We start from the raw sequence: 5,764 nt of genomic DNA, 5'->3' as shown, positions 1-5,764 counted from the left end.
CCCACTGTTTGACCACAACGAACGAAGTGAGTGGCGGGAGTTTGGGCGACGGGTCATGAAACCAGCCAGCGCAGGGCAGTCCTCGCCCCGCCAGGGGCGAGGACCGCACCCGACGGCGCGCCACAGCCTCCCCACCCGCGCCTGACACACGGTCACAGCACCTCGAACACCCCAGCCGCCCCCATCCCGCCACCGATGCACATCGTGACGCAGACCCGCTTGGCCCCACGGCGCTTGCCCTCGATCAGTGCATGGCCGGTCAAGCGCTGACCACTGACGCCATACGGATGGCCGACAGCAATCGCGCCGCCGTTGACGTTCAAGCGGTCCATCGGAATTCCGAGCGTATCGGCGCAATACAGCACCTGCACCGCGAACGCTTCGTTCAGCTCCCACAGGTCGATGTCCTTCACGGACAACCCGAGGCGCTTCAGCACCTTCGGCACCGCGAACACCGGTCCGATGCCCATCTCGTCCGGCTCGCAACCCGCCACCGCGAAGCCGAGAAAACGCCCCAGCGGCTTCAGGTTGCGCTGCTGCGCCAGCGCCTCGCTCATTACGACGCAGGCGCCCGCGCCGTCGCTGAACTGGCTCGCATTGCCCGCCGCGATCAGCCCGCCCGGCAGCGCCGGCTTGATGCCCGCAATGCTCTCGGCCGTCGTGCCATAGCGCAGCCCTTCGTCGACGCTGATCGTCACTTCCTTGCTGCGCAGCCCCATCACCGGGTCGGCCACGCCCGCGGTCACCGTGACCGCCACGATCTCGTCGGTGAACTTGCCGGCATCCTGCGCCGCACAGGCCTTCTGCTGGCTCGCCGCCCCGTAGGCGTCCATCCGGTCGCGGCCGATCTTGTAGCGCTTGGCCACCTGCTCGGCCGTCTGCAGCATGCTCCAGTAGATCTCCGGCTTGTGCTCGCGCAACCACGGGTCGGCACCCATGTGCCGGTTGGCCTCGTTCTGCACGCACGAGATGCTCTCGACGCCGCCGGCCACGTACACGTCGCCCTCGCCGGCGATGATGCGCTGCGCGGCCATCGCGATGGTCTGCAGGCCGCTCGAACAGAAGCGGTTCACGGTCACGCCGCTGGTCGTGATGGGCAGGCCCGCGCGCAGCGCGATCTGCCGTGCGATGTTGCTGCCGGTCGCGCCCTCGGGCGTCGCGCAGCCCATGATCACGTCGTCGACCTCGGCCGGCGCGATGCCCGCGCGCTCGACGGCCGCCTTCACGGCGTGCCCGCCCAGCGTCGCGCCGTGCGTCATGTTGAAGGCGCCCTTCCAGCTCTTGGCCAGCGGCGTGCGGGCGGTGGAAACGATCACTGCATTGGTCATGGTGTGTGCCCCTGATCAGGAGAAAGTCTTGCCTTCGGCCACCAGGCGCGCCAGCAGCGGCGCCGGTTGCCAGAACGCGGCGTCGTCATGCGGGTTCTGCGCGAAGCGCTTCATCGCCGCGGCCACGTTGAACAGCCCGACGGTGTCGGCATAGCACATCGGGCCGCCGCGGTGCAGCGGGAAGCCGTAGCCGGTGAGGTAGACCATGTCGATGTCGCTCGCGCGCAGCGCGATCCCCTCCTCGACGATCTTCGCGCCCTCGTTCACCAGCGCATACACCAGCCGGTGCACGATCTCGTCATCGCTGATCTTGCGCGGCGTGATGCCCAGCTCGGCCCGGTGCTTCTCGATCATCCCGTCGACCAGCGCGCTCGGGATCGCATCGCGCTTGCCCGGCACATAGTCGTACCAGCCGGCACCGGTCTTCTGGCCGAAGCGGCCCATCTCGCACAGCAGGTCGGCAGTCTTGCTGTAGCGCAGGTCCGGCTTCTCCAGGTAGCGCCGCTTGCGGATGTACCAGCCCACGTCGTTGCCCGCCAGGTCGCCCATGCGGAACGGGCCCATCGCGAAGCCGAACTTCTCGACGGCCTTGTCCACCTGCTGCGGCGTGCAGCCCTCTTCCAGCAGGAAGCCGGCCTGGCGCGAGTACTGCTCGATCATCCGGTTGCCGATGAAGCCGTCGCACACGCCCGACACCACGCAGGTCTTCCTGATCTTCTTGCCCAGCGCCATCACGGTGGTCAGCACGTCCTTCGCGGTCTTCTCGCCGCGCACSAYCTCCAGCAGCTTCATCACGTTGGCCGGGCTGAAGAAGTGSGTGCCGATCACGTCCTGCGGACGCTTCGTGAACGACGCGATCTTGTTGACGTCCAGCGTCGAGGTGTTGCTCGCGAGGATCGCGCCCGGCTTCATCACCTCGTCCAGCGTCTTGAAGACCTGCTCCTTCACGCCGATGTCCTCGAACACCGCCTCGATCACCATGTCGGCGTCCTTCAGGTCGGCATAGTTCAGCGTCGTGCTCAGCAAGGCCATGCGGGCATCGAGCTTGTCCTGCTTCAGCTTGCCCTTCTTGACCTGCGCGTCGTAGTTCTTGCGGATGATCGYGACGCCCTTGTCCAGCGCCTCCTGCTTCATCTCGAGCATCACGACCGGGATGCCGGCGTTCAGGAAGTTCATCGCGATGCCGCCGCCCATCGTGCCGGCACCGATCACCGCGAGCTTCTTCACGTCGCGCACCGGCGTGTCGGCCGGCACGTCGGGGATCTTGGTCGTCGCACGCTCGGCCACGAAGGCATGGCGCAGCGCCCGGCTCTCGGGCGTCATCATCAGCGCGATGAAGGCCTCGCGCTCCTGCTTCATGCCTTCGTCGAACTTCTTGTAGACCGAGGCCGCGACCGTCTCGACGCACTGCAGCGGTGCCGGGAAGTTCTTCGACATTGCGCCCACGGTGTTGCGCGCGAACTGGAAGAATGCGTCGGGGTTCGGATGCTCGGCCTTCAGGTTGCGCACCAGCGGCAACGGCCGCTTGTCTGCGACCTCGGTCGCGAACGCCACCGCACCGGCGAGCAGGTCGCCGTCGATCATCCTGTCGAACAGCTTCTGCCCCGGCGCCATCGCGAGCAGCTCGCTCTTCACCGGCTCGCCGCTGACGATCATGTTCAGCGCATTCTCGACACCGATCACGCGCGACAGGCGCTGCGTGCCGCCGGCACCGGGCACCAGGCCCAGCTTGACCTCGGGCAGCGCCACCTGCGTGCCGGGCGCGGCCACGCGGTAGTGGCAGCCGAGCGAGAGTTCCAACCCGCCCCCCATGCACACGGTGTGGATCGCGGCGACCACCGGCTTCGTGCAGGCCTCCACCGCGAGGATCACGCTCAGCAGGTTCGGCTCCTGCAGTGCCTTCGGCGAGCCGAACTCGCGGATGTCGGCGCCGCCCGAGAAGGCCTTGCCGGCGCCGGTGATCACGACAGCCTTGACCTTGCCGTCGGCCTGGGCCTTGTCGAGCCCGTCGGTGATGCCCTTGCGGGTGTCGTAGCCGAGGCCGTTGACAGGCGGGTTGTCGAGCGTGATCACGGCAACCGGGCCGCGAAGTTCGTAGGTGGCGCTCATGCAGAGTCCTCCGGTGGTGGAGAGTGGGAATAGAACGATCGTTCGATTCTAGGAAGGAATCGTGGCGGGGTGATGTCTCGTCAGCGACAAACCCGGATCGGCGTCCGGGTCAGACCTCGAGCCACTCCTTGCGAATATAGGCGTTCGACTTCAGCTCGGTCGGCGTGCCCTCGAACACGATCCGCCCGTGCCCCATCACGTAGCAGCGCTGCGAGATCTCCAGCGCGATGGTCAGCTTCTGCTCGACCAGCAGCACCGAGACGCCGCGCCGCTTCAGCTCGTTCAGGTACTGCGCGACCTGCTCGACGATCTTCGGGGCCAGGCCCTCGGTCGGCTCGTCGATCATGATCAGGTCCGGGTCGCCCATCAGCGTGCGGCACAGCGTCAGCATCTGCTGCTCGCCCCCCGACAGCACGCCCGCCTCGGTGTGCTGGCGCTCCTTCAGCCGCGGGAACATCGCGTACATGTCGTCGAACGACCAGCGCGGCGATTGCTTTCCGCGCTTCTCGCCGAGCAGCAGGTTCTGGTGCACCGTCAGCTTCGGGAAGATGTCGCGGTTCTCCGGCACGTAGCCGATGCCCTGGTGCGCGATCTCGAAGGCCTTCAGCCCGAGCAGCTCGCGTCCACCCCAGCGCACCGAGCCCTTCCCGTCGACCAGCCCCATGATCGCCTTCACGGTGGTCGAGCGGCCCGAGCCGTTGCGGCCCAGCAGGCTGACGATCTCGCCGGGCTTCACGTCCAGCGTCACGCCGTGCAGCACGTGGCTCTTGCCGTAGAACGCATGCAGGTTGTCGAGTTTCAGCATCGTCACGCCCCATGCGCCGCGAGGACCGAGCCCAGGTACGCCTCCTGCACCCTCGCACTCGCCCGCACCGCCTCCGGCACGTCGAACGCGATCACCTCGCCGTACACCAGCACCGCGATCTTGTCGGCCAGGCCGAACACCACGCCCATGTCGTGCTCCACCGTCAGCAGCGTCTTGCCCACCGTCACCTCGCGGATCAGCTGGATGAAGCGCGTCGTCTCGCTCTTGCTCATGCCGGCGGTCGGCTCGTCGAGCAGGATCACGCTCGCGCCGCCGGCGATCGTGATGCCGATCTCCAGCGCGCGCTGCTCGGCATAGGTCAGGTTCATCGCCTGCACGTCGCGCTTCTTGTCGAGCTTGATCATGCGCAGCACCTCGTCGGCGCGGTCGTTCGCGTCGCGCAGGTCGGCGAGGAACTTCCAGAACGCGTAGCGGTAGCCCATGCTCCACAGCACCGCGCAGCGGATGTTCTCGAACACCGACAGCCGCACGAACAGGTTCGACACCTGGAAGCTGCGCGCGAGGCCCATGCGGTTGATCTCGTACGGCTTGCGGCCGGCGATCGAGGCCCCGTTCAGCCGGATGTCGCCGGTGCTGACGCCGAAGCGCCCGCTGATCAGGTTGAACAGCGTCGACTTGCCGGCGCCGTTCGGCCCGATGATCGCGATCCGCTCGCCGGGTTTCACGCTCAGCGACGCGCCGCGGATGATCTCGGTCTTGCCGAAGCTCTTGCGCACATCGGTCAGCTCGAGTGCAAAGGGATGCGCGCTCACAGGGCTTCCCTCCGCTTGATCTCTTTCTCGATCTCCTGCTGGGTCTGGTCCCATTGCCGCTTGAACTCGCGCCGCGCCAGCTCGAACATCGCGATGCCGACCGCCATCACGAACACCGCACCGAACCAGCTGTCCAGGCCCTGCACGTTCAGCGTGCCGCCCATGAAGCGCMGCGTCGGGCCGAGCGCCGAGTTGAGCTGCACGTGGTAGATCATCTCGACGATCGCCGCCGCACCCGCCAGCGCCACCGCGGCCGTGCCGCCGAGCGCCAGGTACGACGACGCGAGCCGGCGCAGCTTGCCGAAGGCCGCGACGCGCAGGTTCATCATGATCAGGCTCGAGATGCCGCCGGGCGCGAACATCACCATGAACATGAAGACGAGCCCGAGGTAGATCTGCCAGGCCTTCGTGATCTCGGAGAACAGCACGAAGGCCAGCACCAGCAGCACCGCGCCGATGACCGGCCCGAAGAAGAAGAACGCGCCGCCGAGAAAGGTGAACAGCAGGTAGCTGCCCGAGCGGAAACCACCCACGGAATCCGCCGTGACGATCTCGAAGTTCAGCGCCGTCAGCCCGCCGCCGATGCCGGCGAAGAAGCCGGCGATGACGAACGCCAGGTAGCGCACCACCTGCGTGTTGTAGCCGACGAACTCGACGCGCTCCGGGTTGTCGCGCACCGCGTTCAGCATGCGGCCGAGCGGCGTGCGCGTCAGCGCATACAGCGCGGCGGTGCAGACGAAGCAGTAGAC

5 protein-coding genes are annotated in these 5,764 nt (G+C 67.1%); all 5 read right to left on the bottom strand.

Annotation, left to right across the window (positions count from 1 at the left end; genetic code table 11):
• Positions 1 to 152 precede the first annotated feature (152 nt).
• A complete protein-coding gene (locus AC1D12_RS22675; RefSeq protein WP_477843011.1) occupies positions 153 to 1,328 on the bottom strand; it encodes an acetyl-CoA C-acyltransferase in 1,176 nt (391 codons plus the stop codon).
• Positions 1,329 to 1,343: 15 nt separating this feature from the next.
• Positions 1,344 to 3,437, bottom strand: coding sequence for a 3-hydroxyacyl-CoA dehydrogenase NAD-binding domain-containing protein (locus tag AC1D12_RS22670; protein WP_477843009.1), 2,094 nt, complete (start codon positions 3,435 to 3,437; stop codon positions 1,344 to 1,346).
• 109 nt (positions 3,438 to 3,546) lie between these two features.
• Positions 3,547 to 4,242, bottom strand: a complete 696-nt coding sequence (locus tag AC1D12_RS22665; protein WP_477829031.1) for an ABC transporter ATP-binding protein — start codon at positions 4,240 to 4,242, stop codon at positions 3,547 to 3,549.
• 2 nt (positions 4,243 to 4,244) lie between these two features.
• Positions 4,245 to 5,015 carry an ABC transporter ATP-binding protein gene (locus AC1D12_RS22660; protein WP_477843007.1) on the bottom strand — a complete coding sequence of 257 codons (771 nt, stop codon included), beginning with the start codon at positions 5,013 to 5,015 and terminating at the stop codon, positions 4,245 to 4,247.
• Positions 5,012 to 5,764 (bottom strand): ABC transporter permease subunit (locus AC1D12_RS22655; RefSeq protein ID WP_477843005.1); only part of this gene is annotated, 753 nt, incomplete at its 5' end. The genes AC1D12_RS22660 and AC1D12_RS22655, both read right to left, overlap by 4 nt.

The sequence above is a fragment of the Rhizobacter sp. P1_G5 genome, assembly GCF_056405435.1.
The sequence above is the reverse complement of the archived record's forward strand: the minus strand, read 5'-3'. Positions and strand labels throughout refer to the sequence as shown.

Coding starts and splice junctions, on each gene's coding strand:
- AC1D12_RS22675 (WP_477843011.1), bottom strand. CDS start 1,328: ATGACCAATGCAGTGATCGTTTCCACCGCCCGCACGCCGCTGGCCAAG.
- AC1D12_RS22665 (WP_477829031.1), bottom strand. CDS start 4,242: ATGCTGAAACTCGACAACCTGCATGCGTTCTACGGCAAGAGCCACGTG.